At 69.3% G+C, this 23701-nt stretch carries 19 protein-coding genes and 1 pseudogene; 11 read left to right on the forward strand and 9 right to left on the reverse strand.

Features of this window, described 5'->3' with window-relative positions; translation table 11 throughout:
• The first annotated feature begins 174 nt into the window (after positions 1-174).
• The gene (locus tag HNQ79_RS12815) at positions 175-1431 is read left to right on the forward strand and encodes a PP2C family protein-serine/threonine phosphatase (RefSeq protein ID WP_229923411.1); all 1257 of its coding nucleotides are present in this window, start codon (positions 175-177) and stop codon (positions 1429-1431) included.
• A gap of 784 nt (positions 1432-2215) precedes the next feature.
• Here the strand turns inward: HNQ79_RS12815 and HNQ79_RS12820 are convergent.
• From HNQ79_RS12820 to HNQ79_RS33710, 3 genes and pseudogenes are all read right to left on the reverse strand, one after another.
• The gene (locus HNQ79_RS12820) at positions 2216-3577 is read right to left on the reverse strand and encodes a DUF2254 domain-containing protein (protein ID WP_260421603.1); all 1362 of its coding nucleotides are present in this window, start codon (positions 3575-3577) and stop codon (positions 2216-2218) included.
• 77 nt (positions 3578-3654) lie between these two features.
• Positions 3655-3945: an SAM-dependent methyltransferase gene (locus HNQ79_RS12825; protein WP_229923431.1), complete on the reverse strand. Its 291-nt coding sequence runs from the start codon at positions 3943-3945 to the stop codon at positions 3655-3657.
• A 30-nt stretch (positions 3946-3975) separates the two neighbouring features.
• Positions 3976-4249 (reverse strand): annotated as a pseudogene (locus HNQ79_RS33710) (ISAzo13-like element transposase-related protein); the annotation flags it as partial.
• Positions 4250-4511: 262 nt separating this feature from the next.
• Between HNQ79_RS33710 and HNQ79_RS12830 the strand changes: the two are divergent.
• The gene (locus HNQ79_RS12830; RefSeq protein ID WP_185030109.1) at positions 4512-4685 is read left to right on the forward strand and encodes a hypothetical protein; all 174 of its coding nucleotides are present in this window, start codon (positions 4512-4514) and stop codon (positions 4683-4685) included.
• A 117-nt stretch (positions 4686-4802) separates the two neighbouring features.
• Here the strand turns inward: HNQ79_RS12830 and HNQ79_RS12835 are convergent, their stop codons facing one another.
• The 3 genes from HNQ79_RS12835 to HNQ79_RS12845 all read right to left on the reverse strand — a co-directional run bounded on the left by HNQ79_RS12835 (position 4803) and on the right by HNQ79_RS12845 (position 9947).
• Complete coding sequence (locus HNQ79_RS12835; RefSeq protein WP_185030111.1) at positions 4803-5897, reverse strand: carboxylate-amine ligase; 1095 nt, start codon at positions 5895-5897, stop codon at positions 4803-4805.
• Positions 5898-5994: 97 nt separating this feature from the next.
• Entirely contained in the window at positions 5995-8190 is a 2196-nt protein-coding gene (locus HNQ79_RS12840; RefSeq protein WP_185030113.1) for a prolyl oligopeptidase family serine peptidase, read from the reverse strand.
• Complete coding sequence (locus HNQ79_RS12845) at positions 8163-9947, reverse strand: N-acetylglutaminylglutamine amidotransferase (protein ID WP_185030116.1); 1785 nt, start codon at positions 9945-9947, stop codon at positions 8163-8165. Before HNQ79_RS12845 ends, HNQ79_RS12840 begins: the two co-directional genes overlap by 28 nt.
• Before the next feature lie 566 nt (positions 9948-10513).
• Between HNQ79_RS12845 and HNQ79_RS12850 the strand changes: the two genes are divergently transcribed.
• The 3 genes from HNQ79_RS12850 to HNQ79_RS12860 all read left to right on the forward strand — a co-directional run bounded on the left by HNQ79_RS12850 (position 10514) and on the right by HNQ79_RS12860 (position 12848).
• Positions 10514-10705 (forward strand): DUF2795 domain-containing protein, encoded by a 192-nt coding sequence (locus HNQ79_RS12850; protein ID WP_185030117.1) that lies wholly within the window; start codon positions 10514-10516, stop codon positions 10703-10705.
• A 916-nt stretch (positions 10706-11621) separates the two neighbouring features.
• The gene (locus HNQ79_RS12855; protein ID WP_229923412.1) at positions 11622-12356 is read left to right on the forward strand and encodes a YqjF family protein; all 735 of its coding nucleotides are present in this window, start codon (positions 11622-11624) and stop codon (positions 12354-12356) included.
• A 354-nt stretch (positions 12357-12710) separates the two neighbouring features.
• Entirely contained in the window at positions 12711-12848 is a 138-nt protein-coding gene (locus tag HNQ79_RS12860) for a hypothetical protein (RefSeq protein ID WP_185030118.1), read from the forward strand.
• Positions 12849-12981: 133 nt separating this feature from the next.
• On the opposite strand, the gene HNQ79_RS12865 is transcribed toward HNQ79_RS12860, so the two are convergent.
• Entirely contained in the window at positions 12982-14067 is a 1086-nt protein-coding gene (locus HNQ79_RS12865) for a GlxA family transcriptional regulator (RefSeq protein ID WP_444545296.1), read from the reverse strand.
• A 148-nt stretch (positions 14068-14215) separates the two neighbouring features.
• On the opposite strand from HNQ79_RS12865, the gene HNQ79_RS12870 reads away from it, so the two are divergent.
• Positions 14216-15100, forward strand: coding sequence for an NAD(P)-dependent oxidoreductase (locus HNQ79_RS12870; RefSeq protein WP_185030120.1), 885 nt, complete (start codon positions 14216-14218; stop codon positions 15098-15100).
• Entirely contained in the window at positions 15097-15735 is a 639-nt protein-coding gene (locus HNQ79_RS12875; protein WP_185030121.1) for a maleylpyruvate isomerase N-terminal domain-containing protein, read from the forward strand. Before HNQ79_RS12870 ends, HNQ79_RS12875 begins: the two co-directional genes overlap by 4 nt.
• A 256-nt stretch (positions 15736-15991) precedes the next feature.
• On the opposite strand, the gene HNQ79_RS12880 is transcribed toward HNQ79_RS12875, so the two are convergent.
• Positions 15992-16897, reverse strand: a complete 906-nt coding sequence (locus HNQ79_RS12880) for an AurF N-oxygenase family protein (RefSeq protein ID WP_185030122.1) — start codon at positions 16895-16897, stop codon at positions 15992-15994.
• Entirely contained in the window at positions 16894-17727 is an 834-nt protein-coding gene (locus HNQ79_RS12885) for an SDR family oxidoreductase (protein WP_185030123.1), read from the reverse strand. Before HNQ79_RS12885 ends, HNQ79_RS12880 begins: the two co-directional genes overlap by 4 nt.
• Positions 17728-18658: 931 nt before the next feature.
• On the opposite strand from HNQ79_RS12885, the gene HNQ79_RS12890 reads away from it, so the two are divergent.
• The 4 genes from HNQ79_RS12890 (at position 18659) to HNQ79_RS12905 (ending at position 23350) form a co-directional block, all read left to right on the forward strand.
• Positions 18659-19525 carry a 3-oxoacyl-ACP synthase III family protein gene (locus tag HNQ79_RS12890; RefSeq protein ID WP_260421604.1) on the forward strand — a complete coding sequence of 289 codons (867 nt, stop codon included), beginning with the start codon at positions 18659-18661 and terminating at the stop codon, positions 19523-19525.
• Between the two features lie 61 nt (positions 19526-19586).
• On the forward strand, positions 19587-19829 hold the full coding sequence (locus tag HNQ79_RS12895; RefSeq protein WP_221507676.1) for an acyl carrier protein: 243 nt from the start codon (positions 19587-19589) through the stop codon (positions 19827-19829).
• Entirely contained in the window at positions 19829-21052 is a 1224-nt protein-coding gene (locus HNQ79_RS12900) for a beta-ketoacyl-[acyl-carrier-protein] synthase family protein (protein ID WP_185030365.1), read from the forward strand. Before HNQ79_RS12895 ends, HNQ79_RS12900 begins: the two co-directional genes overlap by 1 nt.
• Before the next feature lie 135 nt (positions 21053-21187).
• Positions 21188-23350: an MMPL family transporter gene (locus HNQ79_RS12905; RefSeq protein WP_185030127.1), complete on the forward strand. Its 2163-nt coding sequence runs from the start codon at positions 21188-21190 to the stop codon at positions 23348-23350.
• Positions 23351-23701: the final 351 nt, after the last annotated feature.

A 23701-nucleotide genomic window follows, 5' to 3' on the forward strand; every position in this document is an offset into this window, starting at 1 on the left:
CCTGTACCCACCGGTGCACGTCGGACGGGTGTAAAGGTGTGCGCCGGGGACAATCGTGCCAGTGACGTCCATCGCGGGCTCCTCCGTGCGTCCGCCGACTCCCTAAGGGCCCTTCGGGGCGGTGGGGTCGGAGGGCGCATGGCGGGTCGCCCCCCGCCTGACAGGTTGACTACCATGTCTTCGCTTGAGCACACCGCCCGCATGCTCCACGCCTTGCTGCGCGGGAGTCACCTTGCCGCCTTCGAGGAGCTGCCCGCCCTGGTGGACCGGCACGCCGACGACGCCGGGCTGCGCGAGGCGCGTATCTACGTCGCAGACGTGCAGGAGCTGGTGTTGCGTGAAACGACCGGGCAGGGTCTGGACGCGGGGGACGGCGGGCAGGAGCTGCGAATCGACGCCACGCTGGCAGGCCGGGCCTTTCGGGACGGGAGGCCGCACTCGGCACCTGTCGGCGGCCTGATGCAGCACTGGCTCCCGGTGCTGGACGGCACCGAACGCCTCGGCGTGCTTCGCGTCGCAACCGACACCGAGCCGGACGAGCACACACGGGCGACCATGGAGGGTTTGGCGTCGCTAGTAGGTCTGTTGCTGGTCTCCAAACGTCATCACAGCGACTCCCATGCCCGTCTCACCCGTGTCAGCCCGATGTCGGTCTCCGCGGAGATGCAGTGGACGCTGATGCCGCCGCGGACGTTCGCCAACAAGCGGGTGACCATCGCCGCGGCGATGGAACCCGCCTATACCACCGCAGGCGACGCCTTCGACTACGCCCTGGCCGGCGACACCGCCCACCTGGCAGTCTTCGACGCCATGGGGCACGACACCGCCGCCGGGCTGACCGCAAACCTGGCCATGGCCACCTGCCGCAGCCAGCGACGCCAGGGCAACAGCCTGGCCGAAGCGCGCGAGGCCATCGAAGCCACCTTGATCGAGCAGTTCGCGCAGTCCCGCTACGCAACCGCCGTACTCGCCGACCTTGACCTGGTCACCGGTGTGCTGACCTGGATCAATTGCGGGCACCACCCGCCGGTCCTCATCCGCGGCCGACGCTGGACCGCCCATCTGGACTGCACCCCCACTCACCCCGTAGGAACCGGCCTGGGCCTTCCTGTGACGCTGTGCCGGGAACAGCTGGAGCCCGGCGACCAGCTGCTGCTTTACACCGACGGCGTCGTCGAAGCGCGCGATGCCACGGGGCACGAGTTCGGCCGCGACCGCTTCGTCGACTTCGTCATCCGCCACCAGGCCGACGGGCTGGCCGCCCCCGAAACCCTGCGCCGGCTCGTACGCGCCGTACTTGATCATCACGACGGTCACCTCAATGACGATGCCACCGTCCTGCTGTGCGAGTGGCACGGCGGCGCGGCGGTGGCAGAACCCGTCCGGTGCGAGGGCATCGCTCCGAACATCCGCAAGCGCGAACCGAGCTAGCGGAGAACGGGCCGGGCGCGGCCGACGGCGGCGAGGACGGCTCAGCTGTGGCCGGACCGCGTAGCCCCGTGCCTCGGGTGTGGCGGGATTGCAGTAGCTCCGTGCTCACCGGCTCGTCAGCGACGCGAGGCAGAGGACGGTGCTGTGTCACTGGGGTGGCGGTCTGCCGCCATGGTCCGAGGCCCTCGCCGACTTCTGCACCTGCTTCGACCCCCCGACCACAACGGGAAGGCGCTCGTCCGCACCCAAGACGTGAACGCCGTCCTGCACCTCCGCCCTGCCGGCCGTGGGCGAGCGACCACGCGGCGATTCCCGTGAGGGCATCCTCGCCGCGTCTGGTTGCCGCCACGCCATCGATCCCGGCCTGCAGTTCGGCCCCCGCCGGCCTCCAGACCGATATCAGTTCCGTCACCGTCCCGGGGTCCCCGCCTTCCCAGCGAGCACCTCCCCGACTTGACAGCCCGGCGACCACGTCACCGGGCTGCACCCCGCCCAGGTCCGCCCCCATCCAGCCGGTCGGCACCGAGTCCGACACGAACAGTGCGCTCATGTCGTCGACGCCGTCCGGGACGGTGAACGCGCCGTAGTCCGCGAACGGGACACGCACGTACTCCGCATGGCTGCCACGCAGCCCGCCCATGGCGTGCGAGTAGCCGAAGATGCCGCCCGTGTCCGCACCGAAGAGGGCCTGGCCGATGCCGGGGTTGGTCGGCCCCGGTCCTCATCAGCAGCCCGGAGGGCAGTTGCGCCGACCCCCCGCCCGGCGCAGGAGAACGGACGGCTGTCATACGGAGCGGGTCTCACCGCTGCGGTCCGCATACGCCCGCGTGCAGTCGCCCGCCAGGGCGATACGGACTCTACGGTGCAGGTCGTGCACCTGTTCCGCATCGGCCTGCGACACGGTGGGGGACAGGGCGGCCTGCACGGCGTCGGCCGCGCGGTGTACTTCACCCGCGTGCTCGCGGTCGTGTACGACGACCGCCAGGTCCCGGAGCATCCGCAAGAGGGCGGCGAGGACAGTGGGCTCCTCGGCGGCGAAGCGTTTGAGCTGGTCGCAGGCCAGATCGAGGTAGTAGCGCATGTCCCGGTCGGGCACGATGGCACGCGGCTCACCGTCGTGATCCAGATGCACGGTGGGACCGAGTCGGCGGCCGGCGAGCCGCACCAGGAGGTCGGCCATGTGTCCCACGGCGGTGGCGGCGGTGACCGGGTCGTTGATACCCGGTGACATGGCCTTGACAGCGATGTCCTGCAGTTGACGGAAGCCGAACGCCGCGTCCTGGTCGAGGGTCCGCTCGTACCCGAGCGTGACGGCCGCATTGATTGCCGCGGCCGGCACATCCGGCTCGGGCTCCAAAGACTCCGCTCCATGTGCAGTCGTCCAGACGGTGGCCAGCGGGCTACGGGCGACCACCAGGTCGCCGGGCCGTGCGTTCAGGCGCACCAGTGCGCTGCGGCGCCGGGCGCACTCCACGAGAGCGGGCACGTCGACCAGCCGCACGAACCCGCTGCCCGTCGCGTACACCGTCGTCCCGGCCGCTTCATCGAGTTCCAGCTCGTCGGGTGAACGGGGGCGGGGATCGTCGCCATCGGGGTAGAACATGCCGATCGCGGTGGCTGTCTCGTCATGAACGGCCTGCATCATGGAATCCACGCGCACCTCGCGCACGATGTGCGTGAGAAAGGCCAGCACCGCGGCCATCGATGCGACACCCAGGACCATGGCGATGAGGAGCGCCGGGGTAGGAACCCGGTTCTTCGTGTCGAGGAACGACAGCGTGGTGATGGTGAAGACGAAGGTGGACGTCAGCACGGTGAGCACCGTTTTCGTGGCGCTGTCACGGGCGTAACGGCGCAGGAGCCGCGGGGAGAACTGCTGGGAGGCCAGTTGCAGCGTCACCACTGTGAGGCTGAAGGTGAGGGTGGTGACGGTCACCGAGGTGGTGGCGACGGCCTGCAGGGCTGTGGCGGCGGAAGCCACATCGCCCGGCCACAAAGCCGCTCCGATGCTTCCCGGCGCGGGCCGGACGCGCGCCAGCAGCAGCGCGGCGGCGAACGCGGCCACCGCGCCCACGGTGGGCCACAGCCACAAAGGCCCCCTGGATCCCTCGGCGCGAGGAGCACGACTGCCCGGCAGTGTCACCATCCTCCAGCAATACAACGCCACCGCTTCGTCGCAGGACCGTGACGCGGCACGAGTAGCGCCCTTCACCCCTGTGCCCCTTACCGCAGAGCCGTCTCCCGTAATCCGGCCTCAGGGACTTCTCGCATCGCAGCACGGCTGTGCGCGCTCGCGGCACGCGAGCAGTTGGGCCACGACACCATGCCCGGAGCAACCAGCCCAAGACCGTGGAAGAAGGGCCCGCGTGATCTAGGGCTCGCGGAAGACGTAGGAGAAGCGCCCCCGCTGTTGTTGCATTCGTCCTGAACTCGGCGGAGCTCCGCGTCCGAGGCGGTGGAGTGACTCAGCGAGAGGTAGCTGCCCGGGCGAAGACGGCGGACGGGGCGGCGCATCAGGGGCCAGGGCGTGGGACGCAGTTGGCGGTTGGTGCCGACGTTGACCCATACGGTGTTGTTGGCGATGTCGTGGATCCCGTAGGGGATCGCCATCGGCTGATCGGTGGTGGTGAACGTGTGGCAGCCCACCTTGACCGCGTCCTTGCCCGGCCGTCAGGTGCGGCCGGGGCGGTCGCGGTTGCCGAGCCATTCCTTGGCCTTGCTATCGACGCTGTTGGCTGGGCGTCCTTGAGAAAGGCTGCGGCGGTGATGTTCGCGTGGGTGACTGGGCATCGCGGTCCGGATGACTGATGCCCTCCGTCTCGTTGGAGGGGCGGTCCGCCAAGACCACCCCTGACACGCCAACAGCCAATCACACTCCCGACGGCACCCCTGACCAGGCCATACAGCGAAACTCTGGCGGAGTACCAGGGAGCTCGGGCGATCCGCCGACCGATCAATGGCAGTGATCACTGAGATGAGGCCCCTGAGCGATCATCTGACCCGCCGTCATGCCCTCGATGCTACCGCGGCAGTCGGCGCCGTGTTCTTTTTGGCTCCCACGGGTTTTCTGCGTCCGGGCAGTGCCTGCGGAGCAGCCCACGGCCACTGGCGCTTCGGCCGGCCTGGTCGACCCGCAGAAGAAGGCGTACTCGGAGCAGCTGACCCGGGTTGCCGACCCGATGTGCGACGAGGCGGTGGCCGACGTCTTCCAGCGCAAGCAGGGTGCGGCCGTCAACGAGGCGCTGAGGGGGTGAGGGGCCAACAGCCAGCCCGTGCTGCGCGGTGTCGGCCTGCCCCGAGTGGCCAGGACTTTCGTACGGAGAGGGCGGCTTTCTGTACGGACAGGCCGGATGGTGGGCCGCAAGCCGGGTTCAGGTGGCGGTCGTCTCCGTGGTGATCAGCTCCACGAGGGCCCGCCGACCGCCCTGGCGGAGGGCGCGGCGCTGCCGGTCCGCCGAGGTGCCCTCCCGAAGCAGCCGATGCATCAGCGCGGTCACCTGGCGCGTGTCCCCCGCCTCGTCCAGAGCCGGCGTGAGGTGGTCGAGCAGCATGCACAGCACGTCCCCGGCCCGTCGCGGCTGTCCGGCCGGATCAAGCAGCGTGCCGCTCAGCCCGTGCCGGGCGGCATGCCAGTTGGCAGCCTGCGCCATCTCCGGCGTGAAGCCCGGGAGCGGGGCGCCCGCCTTCTCGTCCCGCATCGACGAGGCGACCAGTGCCCGTACAATCCCGGCGAACATGACCGCGGAGTCGGCGCGCAATTGCACATCGGCGCAGCGCACCTCGACCGTGGGGTAGCGGTCGGAGAGACGGGCCTGCCAGTACAGCTGGCCGGTGTCGGTGACGACGCCGGCGTCCAGCAGGGAGCGAACCCTTTCTTCGTGGTCGACGAGCGAGGCGAAGCGGGGCGGCGGGCCGCTGACCGGCCAGCGGTCGAAGACCACTGTGCGCCAGCTCGCGAAGCCGGTGTCGTTGCCGTCCCACAGAGGCGAGTTCGCGGACATCGCCACCAGGACCGGTAGCCAGACGCCGATACGGTTCAGCACGGCGACGCCCATCTCCTGGTCCGGCACGGCCGCGTGCACGTGCATCCCGTTGATGAGTTGCTCGTCCACGAGCTGCGGGGCCTGGGAGTGCAGCGCTAGGTAACGGGCGCTGGGAGTCACCGGAACGGGTGCCACTGCACGGTACGGAGCCGCCGCGCACGCGGCGATCCGGCAGCCATTGAGCTCCGCCGCCGCGCCGAGCGCGTGCCGCAGCCGCAGCAGGTGGCCGCCCACCTCGTCCAGGCCGGTGCAGACCGGCGTGGCAATCTCCACCTGCGCCTGCAGCAGCTCCGGCTGGACCTCGGCATCCTCGACGACCGGTCCGAGCCCGGCCGCCGCCCGCACCTGGTCACTGAGCGGCACCGGCAGGCACGTGTCCGGATCGAGCAGCAAGTACTCTTCCTCGACCCCAATGGTGATCATGGCGTACCGAATACCCGCGAAGGGGTGGAATGAATCGGTATGACGGAGATCGCTCCGCGAGCCCTCGCCGTCGGGAGCGCCCCGGCGGCTGATCCGCTCAACCGCTCAGGTGACGCTCCACCCAGTCGGCCGCGGTGCGGCGGAACAGCCGCCGGTTGTCGGCCCGGCGGAACTCGTGGCCCTCGTCGTGGAGCGTCAGCAGTTCGGCCGCCAGTCCGCGTTCCTGCGCGGCATGCACCACCTGCGTGGACTCGCTCAGCGGAACGTTGGTGTCGTGTTCGCCGTGCACCGCGAGAAGAGGGACACGCAGTTCGTCGATGCGGCTCATCGGGGAGAGCGAGCGCAGCAGCTCCCGGTCGTGCTCCGGATGGCCGTACTTGTGTGCCGCGGACTCTGCGATCCACGGCTCGGTTCCCGCGAAGAACGTCCCGAGGTCGGACATCCCGCACACCGCGACGCCCGTACGGAACAGTTCCGGGTGCCACACGAGGGACGCCAGCGTCAGGTAGCCGCCGTAGGAGCGCCCCATCACGGCGAGCCGTGTCGGGTCGGCGCGGCCGGTGAGGACCACGTGTGCCGCGCAGTCGGCGACATCGTCGATGGCGGCGAACCGCCCCCCGCCGAGGTCGGCGTCCACGAACGACCGGCCCCATCCGGACGAGCCGCGGACGTCGGGTGCGAAGACGTCCACGCCCCGGCCCAGCAGTTCATGGTAGAGCGGGTCGAACACGGGCCGCTCCTGTTCTTCGGGACCGCCGTGCAGATGGATCACGCACGGCGCCGGCCGGCCGGCGGTGCGGCCGGGCGCACGGTAGTACCAGCCGCCGAGTGGCAGTCCGTCCCGGGCAATCGGCCGCAGCGGAACGGGCCGCACGGGCGGCCTGCCCGCCGGTACGGCGTCCTCGTCCCGGGACGACCACGGCGTGCGCACCGACGGCGCCTCCGGGGGCGCCCACCACACTCCCGGCCGACGCTGCGAACCGGACAGGGCCAGCACCATCCCGCCCGGCCCGGTCCGGGAGATCCGTGTGACCACCTCGTGCGGCAGTGGTACGTCCCGGGGCACGGCGGTCGCGATGACCGCACCGCTGATCCCGGCCCGGCGCGCCGGGAGGCTCAGCGTCTGCAGCTCACTGGCGCCGCGTGCGTTCCAGGCGACCGCGGCCGTGCGCCCGTCGTCGGAGAAGGCGAGGAGTTCCAGGTCGCTGCCCTCGCGCTCGATCTCCACGGACGCGCCGAGACGCTCGCCGTCGGTGTCCAGCCGGACCGCCAGCAGGGCGGCGAACTCACGCTCGTGGTCGCTGCGCAGCCACAACGTGCGGTGGTCGGGTGAGAACCGGCCGATCCACGGATCACCATCGGCGACCCGAAAAACGCACCCCGTCCCAAGGTCGGCGATGCGGCTCACCACGGCCTCCCGTCGGCCCCGGGGCCCTCGACGCACCAGGGCGAACCGCCCGTCCTCGCTGAGGTCGCACACCCGCAGCGTCGCAGCCCCGGCCTCCGCGGCGACGAGCACCGGCGCCCGCGTCCCCTCCGGATCGACGAGGTACGCCCCGAGCCGGTCCCGCGTCGCCTCCGGGCCGCCCGTCGCCGCGCGCCCGTCCCACTCCCCTCCCGGCCCGCCCACCAGGGTGAGCCCGTCGCCGGGCCCGACCGGCCCGCCTACCGGGGTCTGCCTGTTCCTCGGACTGCCCAACTCGCCCGCTTCGCCCAGCTCGCCGAGCAGCGTGGCCGGACCGTCGCGTTCCGCCCAGCCCGCGGGCAGCTGTGCGAGGACCGCTCCGCGGTCCGGCGCGTACGGTGCGCCCCGATGAGTGCCGCGGCCGACCGACGCCGGCGGTTCGGCCACTGTCACCGCCACGGCCGAACCGTCGCGCGCCCAGCAGCCCAGATACGCCGAGCTGCCCACGTCCGCACCCGCCAGTATCCGGCGGTCGGTGCCGTCGGGGCGTACGCACAGCACCCGTGTGTGCTCGCCGCCCCCCGGAGCCACCGTATAGGCGATCCACCGCCCGTCGGGGGACCAGGCGACCTCCGTGACCGGGTCGGGATCCGCGTCGAGCAGGTGGATCTCCGTGCCGTTCACGGGTCCCTTCCACAGCTGGGGGACGCCTGAGCGGTCGCAGATGAACGCCACGTACTCGCCCGTGGGGTCGGCGGACGGGTACCAGCAGCCGTGCGGAACCAGCGGCTGGGGCGTGTCCCGCAGCCCGGCCGCGTCGGCCAGCGGCACCGGCACGGGCGCCGCCGACGTGAGTACGGTCAGTCGATCCCGTGTGTCTGCAGCCATATCTCCAGCAACGCTACGTGCCACAGGGCGTTCGCCCCGCGCTTCGTGCGATGGTCGTCGGGGGCGGCGAGGAGTTCGGCGAGATACTCCTCACGGAAGACGCCGCGTGCCCGGGCTTCCGGGGCGGCTAGTGCCGAACGCACCCGCTCGAGGACGGGACCCGCCATGTGGCGGATCGCCGGCACCGGGAAGTACCCCTTGGGCCGGTCGACGATCTCGCGGGGCAGTACCTTGCGGCCCACGTCCTTCAGAACGCCCTTGCCGTCCTGCGCCAGCTTCAGTTCCGGCGGGCAGGCCGCGGCCAGCTCGACCAGCTCGTGGTCCAGGAAGGGGGTGCGGGCCTCCAGGCCCCAGTCCATGGTCATGTTGTCCACGCGTTTGACCGGGTCGTCGACGAGCATGACGTGCGTGTCGAGCCGAAGCGCGGCATCGAGCGCTGTCTCGGCCCCGGGCGAGGCCATGTGCTCGCGGACGAACCGGCCGGACTCGTCGTGGCCGGTGAGCAGATGCGGCTGGAGAACGCGGGCGACATCGGAGTGCGGCCGGTCGAAGTACACCTCCGCATACGTCTCCGGTTCCCGCTCGCGCTCGGCAGCGGCCATCTCCGGATACCAGCGGTAGCCGGCGAAGACCTCATCGGCGCCCTGGCCGCTCTGGACGACGCTCAGTTCCTTGGAGACCTGCTCCGACAGCAGATGGAACGCGACCACGTCATGACTGATCATCGGCTCGCTCATGGCGGCCACTGCCCCGTCCAGGGCGGTCGGCAGCCGGTCCGAGGGCACCAGCAACCGGTGATGGTCGGTCCCGTGGCGCCGGGCCATCAGGTCCGAGTACGCGAACTCGTCGCCCTCCTCGCCGCCCTCCGACTCGAACCCCACACTGAACGTCGCGAGGTTCCTCTGGCCCTCCTCGGCCAGCAGTGAGACGATCAGGGACGAGTCGAGGCCGCCCGAGAGCAGCACACCGACCGGCACGTCGGCGATCATACGGCGGCGCACTGCGGTCCGCAGGGAATCCAGCACCGCGTCACGCCAGTCCTCCGCGTCCATGCCCGCGTACTCCGCCCGCCGGCTGTACGACGGCTGCCAGTAACACCGGTCACGGCAGGACCCGTCCGGCTCGATCACGCGCACCGTGGCGGGCGGCAGTTTGCGCACCCCGTTGAGCACGGTGCGCGGGGCGGCCACGGTGGCGTGCCAGCTCAGGTACTGGTGCAGTGCGACGGGGTCCAGCGACGTGTCGACGCCGCCGCCCGCGAGCAGGGCGGGCAGGGTGGAGGCGAACCGCAGCCGCCCCGGCCCGTGCGCCAGATACAGCGGTTTGATGCCGAGCCGGTCGCGGGCGAGGACCACGCGTCCGGTGTCGTTCTCCACGAGGGCGAACGCGAACATCCCCATGAAGTGGTCGACGCAGTCCGTGCCCCATTGCTGGTACGCCTTCAGTACCACTTCGGTGTCAGAGGTGGAGAAGAACCGGTGCCCGCACGTCTGCAGCTCTTCCCGCAGCTCCCGGTAGTTGTACACGCAGCCGTTGAAGACGCAGGTCAGCCGGGCCTCGTTGTCCACCATGGGCTGCGCCCCCCGCTCGGACAGGTCAATGATCTTCAGCCGCCGATGGCCAAGCGCCACCCGCCCCTGCGACCAGATGCCCCGACCGTCGGGCCCGCGGGCCGCCATGCGGTCCGTCATGCGCTCCACGGCGGCCACATCCGGCCGTCGGCCGTCGAAGCGGATCTCACCGCTCAGACCGCACATTCGTACCTCCCTTGCCCTTCCATCGGGTCCCACCCGCCACGGGCCCCGACCACACTCTGCTGCACGGAGTACCCCGCTGATCGCAAAGCAGTCCCGGGGAACACGGGGGTCATATACAACCCCTATGGTCCCCCCTGTGCGCGTGCCGCGCCCGAACTGCCGCCACGTTGGCGACCCTCTGGCCGCGCCGGCGAGTTGGTCGCTGTCGAGGCGCGGGAGGCGGCGAGGCTCGGTGTCCGCAGACGCGCCAGGCGCAAGGCTGCCCGCCCGCTGCTCCTCTTCGGTGGTGGCGGACGAGGGCACGGCGCGCCGGCACGTGCGGCGAGGGACGACTTCCCGGAGCACGCGTACGAGCAGGTCGGCGGCCTCCGTCGCGCGTTCGATCAGGTCGGGGCGACCGAGCCGCGCCGCCGGACACCGCGGCCCGGTCACACAGCGCAGTAGCGACGGAAGGGGTCCTTTTCCGTCGGCGACCGGGCCTCGCTCCGATGGATGACTCGTCTTGCCGGGCTCACGTATCAGGGATAGACAGAGTTGACGATAGATCTCACTTCAGGAGGCTCCCCATGGCCGAGTTCAGCCCCGTCGACGTGCAAAAGGCCCTCAGCGGCATGGACTACCCGGCCGACCGGAAAGCACTGGTGGATTGCGCACGCACCAACAAGGCGGACCAAGCGCTGGTGGAGCGTCTGGACAGCCTCGAAGAGGACAGCTTCGACGGGCCCAATGACGTCAGCAAGGCTGTCTTCAACGATTGACGGGGCCGGGAAAAGGTGGGGGCGAAGCCGGGACCGCATCAGGACCGGAAAGTAATGTCCGAAGGCGGGATCTATGGCTGGAACGCGCCGTGCGGCACCGGTTGACCGCTTGTCGGCCTGCGCGACCCGGCGTGCGACTTGTATCTCGCGGCGGCTCCCGAAAGTCCACGTTCGCCGCACCATTTCGTGTCGTTTGCTCACCGGCGACCATCCGCTGATTACCGGCGGTCTGGCGCTGATGGTAGCCAAGACCGCAGCCCGCGGCTGCGTCCGCTCTCTGGTCTCTGGCCGATGCGTGAGTAATGCTGTGTCAAAGTTTCGGGGTCGCAGGGGTGTGTGCTCCTAGGTGACGACGAAGCCTGCGACAAGGGGCCCGACGGCGGGCGGTGTTCTGCGCACGCGGGGAAGAGCGCGCCGTGGCTCCTCCGAAGCCCTGTCTGCTGGGGGACTCGGTGAACTCGTATTGACGATCCCTCAGGGATATCTCCATCGTCGGTGCCCTCGGCCCGGTCTTCCTCCATCCTGGCCAGGTTCCTGGCCGCCCGCAGGCGGGCGCGGTCGGCCAGGGTGGCCGATGGAGCCGAGGGCACTGACGAGGTGCGGGTGCGGGGCGCCGTGGGTGGATGCCAGGTCGGGGCGCTTGGCCATATCGAGGCGGAAGGTGCCGTACGGACCTTCCGCCTCGATACGAGCAAGTGGTTCGACCTTGCGCTGTAGCTGTGGGAGCTGATGTAGGGGTTGACCGCGGCGACGGTCACCGCGATCGGCTGGTCGTTGGGCGACGGTTCCACGGTGTCGTGGCCCGCAACGGGTCGGCGGCTGCCGGAGCCGGAAGTGACGTAGCGCGAAACACTCTGTTGCATCCGTGCCGTGCCTCGTAGGTTTCCTTCGATCGTGCGCGGGCGACCCGACACTCGTGGTGGCATACGGAGCAGAGCAGCGGGTGCGCCTGCCGGCGCTGCGGGCCGACTGGCTGACGCAGACGTTCGTCCACTGGCCGTTCCGGCCGGAGGCGGTCCAGGCGCTCCTGCCCGGGGGACTGGTCGTGGACGAGTACGAGGGGGCCGCGTGGGTAGGGCTCACGCCCTTTGTCATGTCGGACGTGCGACCACCCTGTGTTCCCGCCTCGCTAGCCGCCGGTGTGCTGACGTTCGCGGAGACGAATCTGCGCACGTACGTACGGCACCGTGACGGCCGGGACGGGCTCTGGTTCCTGTCCCTGGAGGTCGCCTTCCCTCCGATGCTGGCGGCCCGCGTCGTCGGCGCACCGTACAACCCGGGCACCCTCCACGTGTCCACGGAGGGGGACACCGTCTCGTACTCGGGTTTCCGATGGATCGGTGACGCCTCCTACCGCCTGGTCGTCCGTCCTGGCGGCCCGATCGAGCCGACGGAGCGGGACGTGTGGCTGACCTCGCGCTGGCGGGCGTACACCCGCAGGCTCGGCATACTGTGGGAGACGCCAGTCGAGCACGAGCCGTGGCCGCTGGCCGACGCCGACATCTGCGTACTGGAAGAGACGCTGACCGCCGCGGCGGGCCTGCGGGAAGCCCCCCTCGGTGAGCCTCTGGTGCACTTCTCGGAAGGAGTCAGGTATGTGCGACTCGGGCCCTCCAGGCCGTGCTTTCCGGAGCGCGCCCAGCTTTCCTGACCCCCCTCGCCGGGATCCCGGCGCCGTCACGCGACGCCCGCGGGTGCGCTTCGACGGCTGGATCGGCAGCACCGCCTTCCGGCACACGAGCGACGTCTGGAACGTCCGAGGCGTCTCAGGAGGCCTCCGAGGAGCAACTCCGTGACAGGACCCACGGCTCCTGGCGCGGCGAAGCAGTGACCCGGGACGATCTGCCGTGATCACGTCTCAACAGCAAAATGCCTTGCCGGAGTCCGACGCCGACCTTGGTCACCGTGGTGTCGCCGCCTCGAGCAGGTCGGCTGCAGGATGCTGTCCCTGGCAGCATGTGAACAACAACCGACTGCTGGGCAGCACCTCCCCAGGGGCGCCGGCATGCGTACGTTCAGCCGGGCCGACCTGGACGCCGTCGCACACAAGCTCAACCGCCGCCCACGGAAGAATGACGATTACCGGACTCCGGCAGAGGTCTACGCTGACCTGCTGAGCAGCGGTGGTGAGCTGACCACTTGAGCTCGCCATCGTTCCGGGCAATTCGGAGAGGCTGCGACGCGGGCGGGGGCGACAGCCCCCCAGCCGCACCCGAGTGAACAGGCTGGGGGCGCTCGGAGTTGCGTCGCAGAGATCTGCAGAGGCACCCCTGGCATCAATCTTTTGGCCCCGTAGCCCTTGGCATCACCGGGGGGTCGGATGCGCCGCGGTCCATCCGCTGTCGGCCCTCTCCGCCCGGCTGGCTCTCCAGCGGGGAGGAGGCTGACCAGGGCGTGGTCCGGGGGAAGGCCCGTCGGTAGTTGCTTGGCGACACCCCGATCTGTTTGAGGAAGTGGTGGCGGAGGTTGTTCGCCGTGCCGAGGCCGCTCAGTTCCCCGATCTTCTCGATGGGCAGGTCCGTCGATTCCAGCAGACTTTGGGCCCGTCCCAGGCGCTGGTTGAGGAGCCATTGCAGTGGGGTGGTCCCGGTGGCCGCCTGGAGTCGCCGGTAGAGGGTCCGCGGGCTCATCGCTGCGCGCTGTGCCAGATCCTCGACCGTGAGGGGTTGGTCCAGGTGTGTACGGGCCCAGTCCAGGACGGGCCCCAGGCTCCCGTCGTCGGTGGTGGGTACCGACAGGTCGATGAACTGCGCCTGGCCGCCGGGCCGGTGGGCGGGCACCACCATCCGGCGGGCCAGCTGATTGGCGACGTGCGCGCCCAGGTCACGGCGGACCAGGTGGAGGCAGAGGTCGAGTCCGGCGGTCAGCCCGGCGCTGGTGAGCACATCGCCGTCGTCCACATACAGCACCGAGTCGTCGACCTGTACCTTCGGGTAGCGCTCGGCCAGTTGAGCGGTATGCATCCAGTGGGCGGTGGCGCGTCGTCCGTCGAGCAGACCCGCCTCGGCGAGTGCGAAGGCGCCGGTGCACAGGGAGACCATGCGGGCGCCTGCATCGTAGGCGTGGCGCAGCGCCGTGATCAGTTCCTGCGGAAGCGGCCTGCCCTCGTCGACACAGGGGTCGGGCACCGAAGGCACGATGACCGTGTCGGCACCGACAAGGTCATCGAGTCCGTAGCGGGTCCGCAGGGACAGCCCGCTCTCGGTCGGAGAGCTGTCCTGCTGACGCTCGCCCGTACTGCACAGCCGCAGGTCGTACCAGGGGTCGGCCAGGTCGGGCTGCGGCTTCCCGAAGACGGTGCAGGGGATGCTCAACTCGTAAAGATCCCATGAGGGGAATCCGATGTCCTCGGTCACGACCAAGGCGACGGAACCAGGATTCATGTCTCGAAGGGTACGGCAGGAATTTGGCGGTTGCCGTCACCAGCGTCACTGTTCCCGACCTCCGTGGGCTGCGATCTTGGTCCTCACGAGACCAACCGCCGCAGGCGGACGAACAGAGAGTCGTGACATGCATTCTGATCACCCGCCAGTAACCGTCATCGGACTGGGCTCGATGGGCTCAGCCCTGGCCACCGTACTGTTGGAGCGAGGCCACGAGACCACCGTGTGGAACCGCTCCGCGCACAAGGCCCAACCGCTGATCGACCGGGGTGCCCGACTGGCCATGACACCCGAGGAGGCGATCGCGGCGAGCCCTGTGACCATCGCTTGCGTACTGGACTACGAGGTGCTGCACGCCGTCCTTGACCCCGTCGCCGGCTCCCTCGCCGGCAAGGTCCTGGTCAACCTCACCTCCGGTTCCCCTGAGCAGGCCAATGAGGCCGCCGCCTGGGCGCGGTCGCACGCCGCCGACTACCTCGACGGCGCGATCTTGACCACCCCGCCGGGGGTCGGCAGCCCCGAGATGATGTTTCTGTACAGCGGCTCCCACGCCACCTTCGAAGCCCATCGTCCGACCCTGGGGTCCCTGGGCGACCCCCTGCACCTAGGCACCGACCCGGGCCTGGCCGCCCTTTACGACGTCGCCCTGCTCGGCCTGATGTGGTCCACCATGACCGGCTGGCTGCACGGCACCGCGCTGGTCGGCGCGGAAAAGATACCGGCCACGGCCTTCACCTCAGTTGCGATCCGCTGGCTGACCGCCGTGACCGGTTTCCTGACCACCTACGCGCCCCAAGTGGACGCTGGCCGCTACCCGGGCGACGACGCCACGGTCGACGTGCAGATCGCGACCATCGACCATCTCATCCACGCCGCCGCGGCCCGCGGCATCGACAACGCCCTGCCGGAACTCCTGAAGTCCGCCATGGAACGGGCCAAGGCCGCGGGCCACGGCTCCGACAGCTACGCGAGCGTGATCGAGGTCCTGAAGAATCGGGCGGGCGACAAATGACCGTGACACCGACAGCCACCACTCATCCCGCGCCGCACCCGCCGGCTCCCGCTACCACCGCGCCCTGGACGGACCTTCTGGCCCTTGCCGCCGACGACTGCTTGGCCGCCCTCTTCCAGGGAGCCGACCAGGACTGGTCAGGCCCCGCCCACGCCCTCGACTGGACCTGCCGCCAGACCCTCGACCACCTCGCCCTCGGCCTGACCGGCTACACCGGCCTGCTCATCGCCCGCCCCGATGACCGCTACGTCACCCTCTTCGCCTCACTCGACCCCCAGGCCCCCGTCCCCGACTGCTTGGACGGCCTCCGGATCGCCACGTCCCTCCTCACGTCCACCGTCCGCGACACGGCTCCCGAAGCACGCGCCTGGCACCCCTGGGGCCACTCCGACGCCGCCGGCTTCGCCGCCATGGGAATCACCGAACTGACCGTCCACACCTACGACATCACCCGCGCACTCAGCCTGTCCTGGGCCCCGCCCGACGAGCTCAGCACCCCCGTTCTCAACCGTCTCTACCCCGACGCTCCCTCCGGACACGGCCCGTTCGACACTCTGCTGTGGTGCACGGGCCGCATCCCGCTTCCCGGCCTGCCCCGGCGTGCGGACTGGCAGTGGGACGGAAGCGTGCGCTGACTGCCCGCACCCTGAGGGTCAGAGCCACCATGGTTCAGGCGGCTAGCTCTCCGTGGGCCAGGAGACGCGAAGCAGACCTGGCGCCGGTCGAAGACGGACACGACCGGTTGTGCTGGGCGCTCCGAAAGGAGAAGGTCGGCGGTGGTCACACTTGCGGGGGACGGCCCGCCAAGGCCGCCTCGCCCCCGGCCCACCGCGCTACAATTCCCACATCCAAGCTGCTGAGCAGCGCCAATGGAGAAATACGGCCGGTATATCAGGCGATGAGGTTGGCGCGGCGCCACCAATGGTGTTGCAGAGGGGTGATCATCCCGACTTCGGTGAGAAAATCGACCACCTTCTTGCCGCTGTCCAGCATGCTTTTCCGGAAGTATGGGTTGTCGCGTCTTTGACGCAGCGCTGCGGCGGTATCCAGGCCAGCGGCCCTGTACACCCGGGGATCGAGGAGGGCCGACACACCCAGGCCCGCGGAGATTGCGGTCAACTCCCGGTGAACCGCGAGCCGTCGCCGTGATGCTCGTTCGACCGCCGCGCGCAGCTCCGCGCGAGCGAAGCTGACATGCCGAGCCTCCTCCGTCACGTGGATACGGCATACCTGCCGCATCACGGACTGAAGCCGCTCGTCGCGCATGCTTTCCCGCTGCACCGGGTCCTGCAGTTCCTCGATCACCAGGACGAGAGCGAAGGTGGTGAGGTCCTGGAAGGCGAACGGTGTGAGAGGCAGCAGTCGTCGCAACAGCGGCGGGTAGCGGTAGACGGGGCAGTTGTAGGTGGCGAGCAGCCGGGCCATCATTTTCATGTGGCGCGTCTCGTCCGCGAGTTCGGTCAGTGCGTAGTGCGTACGCGAATCGGTCGGGTCCTGGGTTCCCACGTAGTGGCTGAACATGCGCAGCACGTGCAGTTCGTTCCAGATCGACATACTCATGTAGCTCGCCATCTCCTGGCGGGAGAGCTCGATGCGCTGGCGCTCGTCCATCCGGTCCCACATGGGAGTCGCATATAGGGAGAGCCGCTCGGGGGGCCAGAACCATTTGCCGTTCTCTAGCGGGGCGTCCCAGTCGATGTCCGTGTCGGGGTCGAACGAGTGCGAGGCGGAAGCCCGCAGTAGTCGTTTGGCGACCGCGTCGGGCGTCTGTGCCCGCACGCCGGTGGGAGAGCTCACCGCTGGCCCCTCGTGAGCAGTCCGGTGGCGCGTCGAGCCAGGTGGTCGGTGACGGCAGAGGGGAGGCAGCGGGTAAGGGGCACGAGGGCGGCTTCCCTCCCCACGCGGTAACGGCGCCGTGGCGTCCGTGCGGCGAGGGCCCGGCGCACAGTCCGGGCTACGAGCTCGGGCCCGGGCGGGGAGGACCGAGCGACGAGACGGCGCGCTGCGTCATAGCCGTCGGAGAAGTGGGAGCCGGCCGGCATGCCGGCGAGCCCTGCTCTGAGCATGGGGGTGTCGATGAATCCTGGTTCGATGAGACAGCAGCGGATCCCGCTGGATGCTGTTTCCATCCTCAGCGCATCGGTCAAGGCCTCCAGCGCGTGCTTGCTGGCGCAGTACCATCCGTTGAGGGGTACGGGAACCTTGCCGCCTACGGAGCTCATGTTGACGATCCGGCCGCTGCCTCGCCGTCGCATGGCGGGCAGCATCAGCCGGGTCATGCGTGCTGCCCCCAGGAGGTTCACCTCCAGCACGGCGCGCGCCGCGTCTTCGCTGACGTCTTCGAAGGCACCGGCGTGGGCGAGGCCGGCGTTGTTCACCAGCGCCCAGGGGCCGCCGCCGGTCTGCTCCGCGATTTCGGTCACGGCCTCCTGGCAGGAGTGCGGGTCGGTGACCTCCAGCAGGACGGTGTGCAGCACAAGACCGTGTTCGGCCGCGTCGGCGAGGAGTTTCTCCGCCTTGTCGGAGCTACGGGCCGTGGCGACGACTTGGTAGCCGTGCGCGGCCAGGTCCAGCGCGACAGCCTTGCCGATGCCGCTGGTGGCTCCGGTGACGACGACAGTCTTCATCTGGTCTCCCTCGACGTGAGTGAAGTGGTGCTCCGGGTACTGAGGCGTCCCCGTGCTGATCTTCGGGTGCCGTGCTCAGGGGCTCGCTCCTGACCGGCACGTTCCATTGCTGTGACTGTCCGGCTGGTATTTCGGTCGCCCGGGCCTCTCGTCGGCTGCCGCACGGCGCGGTGTCTGCGCGCGCTCAGGCCACGGCGTCTCGGTTCACCGCCGGGTTCCACGGTTCAGACGTTGGACCTGCCAGGGGGCATGCGGGACGACGCGCAGATCCTCGGGGCTTGTCTCCGTCTGTTGTCTGCGGAGGGGGCCGCCTACCCGATGCCGTAGGGGTGTGAACATGCCGGACGTCCTGACGAAGTCTCAGTGGATTTGCTGTCATCATGTCGCAAGAGGGGCAAAAGGACCAATTTGTAGGAATATTGGGCGTTTCACGTTGCGAACGTAGCTCGTCGCGCGTGGACTTGAGGTCAGGCCACCTTCAATAAGGGGCTCGGCGCCCTGACGGAGAGGTGACGGTGCTGATGACTCTTCGAATCAGCGGTCCACGCGGTTCAGATGCCGCGTGTCCGAGACTCCGCACTGCTGCGCACGCAGTTTGGCGCCCGCCAACTCGTTCCTTGACAGCCCCGGTCCGCGTCGGCTGCGATCTGCGGCCCGGCACCCCGCCCCAGCCCGCCATCGGGCCGGCCCAAAATATGCGCTCGCCGACCGGCCCCGGCGACGCGTCCGCCAGCCGTCGGAGACCCTACGTCTCCCTCACGACAGGAGACTTCGCTTTGACGACCTTCTCGGCTCAGCTATGAAGCGGTACAGCGCTCTCAGCCATGTCGCCGTTCACGAGCCTTCCCGGCGACAGTCCGGTGAGGAGATCGAGAGTGACTTCTGCGCGCAGAACCCAGGGGTGCAACTGCGGCCCGGCACCCTTGAGAAGATGTACGGCTTCTCGGAGCGCCGTGTGGCCCCTGCGGGCGCCGGACCCTCCGATCTTGCCGCCGCAGCAGGAACACGTGTGCTCGCCGACGCCGAACTTTCCCCCGACGAAATCGACCTGCTCATCTTCGCCGCTGTCTTCGGAGAGGTGCAGGAGCCGGCCACGGCCCATATCGTGGCGGACAAACTAGGCATCACGGCACCGGTGTTCGATGTGATGAACGCGTGCAACGGAGTCCTCAATGCCATGGAGCTCGCCGACGCACTCATCCGCGCCGGCCAGTACACCCGCGTCCTGATCGTCACAGGGGAATGCGGCAGCGCCCTGTCCCGCCTGCCCGTACGCGATCGTGCGGAACTCGCCCGACTGCTCCCCGTGCTCACCGTCGGAGACATCGGTGCGGCGCTGATCATGGAGGCCAGTGACCGTCCGGGGCTGCTCGGGAGCCATTTCACCGCCAACTCCGCAGGCTGGCACAGCGCTGTGATCACCAACCCCTACATGCCGCCCCACCTGGGCACGATGTCTGTCCGCTTCGCCCCGACCGCTTTGGCCGCTTCCTTTGCGGGCATGGAGAAGGCCGTGCCGGACGCGCTGCGCACAATGGGCCGCAAGATGGGCGACATCGATCTCTTCTGCGTCCACCAGCCATCCGTGGCATTCACCAGCACCATCTGCAGAGCGCTGGACATCCCTCCCGACAAGGTCATCGCCACTTTCTCCCGCTACGGCAACGCCACCACCGCGAGTCTCCCGCTGCAACTGGCCAAAGCTGTTGAACATGGACGCCTGCGGCGAGGAGACCTGGTGGCGCTGTTCGGTCTGGCCAGCGGGGCCTCCGCCGGGCTTGTCCTCATGGAGTGGTGAGCCACTTCCACCCTTATGCCGATGAAGCGCCGAAAACGACAGGAAGACTGCTGTGACTGGTATGTACGAGAACATCCGTTCCGCCCTGATTGACACCTTCCGCGTTCCGGAGGACGAACTGAGCCCGCAGGCCACCTTGCAGGAATTGGAGATGGACTCCCTGGCACTGGCGGAATTCGCCCTCGTGCTGGAAGAACGCCTGGGGGTGAAACTCGAGACCGAGCACGCCAACGCGAACACGACGCTCGCCGAGGTCGCCGACCACATCGAGGCCCTGATGGCCGCACCGAAGGTCGCCTCGTGATGCGACGGCGAGTCGCCGTCACGGGTCTGGGACTGGTCAGCCCGGCCGGGGTAGGCGTCGAGGCCACTTGGAAGGCGGTGCGCGATGGCCGCCCCACCGCTGCCCGCGACACCGTGCTGAGCGGCCTGCCGGTCGATTTCTCCTGCCGCGTCCCTATCCTGGACGACGATCTGGACGCCCGTATCGGGCGCAAAGCCTGGCGCATGGGGCGGCCGGCGAAGCTCGCCCTCGTGGCAGGCCGTGAAGCCGTACGCCATGCCGGCCTCGACCCCAGCGGCTGGGACGGCGCCCGCGTCGCCGTCGTCATCGGCTGCGGGCTGGGGGGCACCGAGAAGTGGGAAGAGCAGCACCAGCGCCTGGAACGGCAGGGAGCTGACATGACGTCGCCCCTCGCCATCCCCATGATCATTCCTAATCTCGCCGCCGGCGAGGTGTCCATCGACCTCCATGCCCGCGGCCTCAGCCTCGCTCCCGCAACCGCCTGCGCCTCCGGTGCCACTGCGCTGGCCCTGGCCTACGACCTGCTCGCCCTCGATCGCTGTGACATCGTCGTAGCCGGCGGAACAGAAGCCGCAATCAGCCGGACATCGAGCGTCGGCTTCTACCGCATGGGCGCACTGTCGCGGCGCACGGACGACATCGCAGGGGCCTCCCGTCCCTTCGCGTCCGACCGCGACGGCTTCGTCATGGCCGAAGGCGCTGGAGTACTCGTCCTCGAGCGGGCAGCGGACGCCGCGGCGCGCGGTGCCCGCCCCCTGGCCATGCTGGCGGGATGCGGCAGCACCTCCGACGCCTGGCACCCCACGTCCCCGGCACCAGGCGCCAGTGGCGCGGAAGCGGCCCTGCGCCTCGCACTCGACCAGGCGGCCCTCGTTCCCGACGACATCGACCACGTCAACGCGCACGGCACCTCGACCGTTCTCAACGACGCCACCGAGGCGGCGCTGATCACCCGCCTGCTGCCGCATCGCCCCAGCGTCACCGCCCCCAAAGGCGCACTCGGCCACACACTGGGCGCGGCGGGAGCCATCGAAGCCGCCCTGACCGTCCTGTCCGTCCAGCACCGGCTTGTCCCGCCGATCACCAACCTCCAAGCTCCAGCACCGGAGTTCGACATCGACTGCGTCACCAAACAGGCACGGCATCAAGACGTACGCGCCGCAGTCAGCCACTCCTTCGGCTTCGGCGGACACAACGTCGCTCTCACCTTCACCGCCCCCTGACCCGCCGCCGCGCAGAGCCATTCCCCCATCCTCGCCCCGGCCCATAAGTCCGAGGACCTAGCCCCACGCATCGCTCGTTGCCTTGCCTGCCGAGCATGCGACAGGCCAAGCCGGCATGTCCAAGCGGAGTAACGCATGACCATGTTCTGGACACCGCGCCGCTCCGTCAGTGCCCTCGTCGCGACGGCGGTGGCCGCATTGATCGCCCTCGTGGCCCTGCCCGCCGCCCTCGGGGCCCTAGGAACCGGAGGGCTCTTCGCCACGGGAACCGAGTCCGACCGGGCCCAGTCGCGCGCAGAGCAGTTGCAGACCGCGTCCCCGGACCTGATCCTCGCCGTGGCGGACAGAGGGGGGCCCGGCCCGTGGCAGAAGCAGGTGCGGACCCGGGTGCGCACGCTCACCTCCAGGCTGAGCTCCGACCCCGAAGTAGGCACTGTGCGGTCCTTCGCCCTGTCGGACGACCCCTGGTTGCGCTCACGTGACGGTCGCACCGGGCTGGTGACAGTGTCGCTGATCGGCAGCGCCAAGGAGCGCAGGGACAGCGCCGAGCGGCTCGTGCCACAGGCCCGCGCCGCGCTCGCCCCCCTGCGGGTCGAGGCGAGCGGCACCGCCTGGGCGACAAGCCGGTCCGATCAGCGCATCAAGATCGACCTGCTACGGGCCGAGCTGCTCGCGGCCCCCCTCGTCCTCTTGCTCCTCGTCCTTACCTACGGCTCGCTCAGTGCCGCCATGCTGCCCGTCCTGGTCGCCGCACTGGTCGTTCTCTGTGCCGTCCCTGTGCTGGGCATCCTCGCCCAGTACACCGACATCTCGACATTCGCCGTCAATGCCGCAGCAGCCATCGGCTTCGGGCTGTCGGTCGACTTCACCCTCTTCATCCTGGCCCGCTACCGGGAGGAGAACGCCAGAGGCACACCCCGCACCCAGGCCCTGGAGGTGGCTCTGCGGACCTCCGGACGCTCGGTGCTCTGCTCGGCCGCCGTCATCACGTCTTGTCTCGCTGCCGTGAGTGCCGTACCCGTCCCGCTTCTACGGTCCCTGTCGGTGGCGGGCATCACGGTGACGCTCCTGGCGGCACTAGCGGCGCTCACCACGGTGCCCGCGGCCCTGACGCTGCTGGGCGACCGCATCGACAGCGGCGACCCCTTGCGCCGCCTACGCCGCTCCGCCATCGGTGAAGTGAGCACGTTCTGGCGGACTGTCGCGCGCGGTGTCACCAACCGCCCTCTGGCCGCGGCCGCAGGAGCACTGGTGGTGCTGGGCGTCCTGGCATGGCCGGCCTTCGAAACACGCCTCGGAGTCCCCGACGAACGCGGATTGCCACAGTCGGCGCCTGTCGCCCAGGCTGCGGCCGACCTACGGCAGCGGTTTACCGCCCCGCCCGAACGTCTGCACATCGTCGTCACCCAAGGGTCTGCAGCCGCCGTCTCCCGCTATGCCGCCGCGCTCGCCCGCCAGCCGCACGTTCACGACGTACGCGTGCTTCCGTCCTCCTCCACCCGCCCCGGCGAGCGCATGCCCACCGAAGACCAGGACAGCGTGCTGGTAGTAGCCGCCGACGTAGCCCCGGACAGCCAAGAAGGCGCCCGGCTGGTGCAGGCGATGCGTTCTCTTCCCGCCCCAGGCGCGACCCTGATCGGGGGGCAGACCGCACAAAACCTCGACACGGTAACCACTCTCCGCAGGTCACTACCGTGGGCTGCCGCAGCCACGGCCATGGCCCTCCTCGTATCTCTCACCCTCTTCACCCGCAGTGTCATCGCACCGCTAAAAGCGCTGGCGGTTGCCACTCTCAGCCTGGCCGCCAGCGCGGGGATGATCGCCTGGGCATTCCAGGGTGGCCACGCCAATGGCCTCCTGGGGCACTTCACCCTCACCGGGACCCTCGACGGATGCCTGCTGGTGTTCACCCTGGCCGTGGCATTTGCTCTCGCCATCGACTACGAGGTGTTCCTTCTCGGACGCATCAAGGAGGAGTTCGACCAAGGCCGCACCAACCGTGACTCCGTCGTGGAGGGCATCGCCCACACCGGAAGACTTATGACCTCCGCCGCAGCCGCTCTTGCTCTTTCCACCGCCGCCATGACGACAGCAGAGGTCACCATGCTCAAACTCGTCGGCGCCGGTATTGCCTCTGCCGCAATCCTCGACGCCGTCCTCGTACGCGGCGTCTTGGTCCCCGCCGTCATGACCCTGCTCGGGCCGGCCAATTGGTGGAGCCCTCGTGTCTCATTGCGCAGAGAGGGCACGAACCGCCCACCGGACCGACGAGCTGAATCGGCCACCGAGATCGGGTAGCGGGCACCGGCAACCCGAAAAAGGGCCCCGCCAATCGAGCAAGAATCCGGAAACAACAGCATCAACGGAGTACATGAAGACATGCGACAGCCCGCACCGAACAAGATTTTCCACACCCGGCTGCACGCTTCGCTCGCCCGGGCGCGTCACGTCACCGCCGCACTTCTTCTACGCGCGATCCTGCTGACCTACTGGGGCACCATCCACCTCCTCACGCGGCGAAAAAGGACCTGCCGCGCCAGCGGCGGAGCCAAACTCGCTTGGGGTTCAGGGGCAGCGGGTCGGGGAGTCGGCGGGGCCAGATGACCTTCCGACGAGCCTTCCCGCAAAGAGCTTCTCTGCAGCGATGAG

It is taken from the genome of Streptomyces candidus, assembly GCF_014207445.1.
Taxonomy (GTDB): domain Bacteria; phylum Actinomycetota; class Actinomycetes; order Streptomycetales; family Streptomycetaceae; genus Streptomyces; species Streptomyces candidus.